This is a genomic window from Bifidobacterium xylocopae (assembly GCF_003315615.1).
In the GTDB taxonomy this organism is placed as follows: domain Bacteria; phylum Actinomycetota; class Actinomycetes; order Actinomycetales; family Bifidobacteriaceae; genus Bombiscardovia; species Bombiscardovia xylocopae.
Genome location: NZ_PDCH01000066.1, coordinates 1 through 448, shown reverse-complemented (window position 1 = coordinate 448; position 448 = coordinate 1). Strand labels below are relative to the sequence as shown.

Here is a 448-nt window from a genome sequence, read left to right as displayed (position 1 = left end):
CCGTTCATGCAATCACCGTCGCCCCCCGCCACATAACACATAGGACCATCGTCTAACTGTCTGGCTACCCCCACCTGACAACTTCCTGCATCAAGTGCATGGCCACGGCCTTCTTCGTCTACATGCCGGGGGGTGCAAAACTGCACCAGCTGGAATCGCACGGCTACTGCGCCGGCAAGCCCGGTTTCAAACCGGACCAGGACCGCCCCTATCTGATCAAGCGCGACAACAGCAAGTACCAGGACCGCCCGGCTGATGACCGCATTGGCAACGATCCTTACACGCCCACCCAGTACGGCAAGGCCGCGCCCTTCCCGGAAGCGCCGAACACGACGACCCTCTACTACCAGGTCGGACATTCGACAGACCGGACGGCGACGGACGGCACGAGCGCATCAGGACCATCCACCGCCGGCACGCGACGCACGGCCAGTCAGGACCTCATGGA

The 448-nt window shown here is 62.7% G+C and carries 1 pseudogene; it reads left to right on the top strand.

The features are described from left to right. Positions 1 to 98: 98 nt before the first annotated feature. Positions 99 to 448: pseudogene (locus tag CRD59_RS07650) on the top strand (hypothetical protein); the annotation flags it as partial.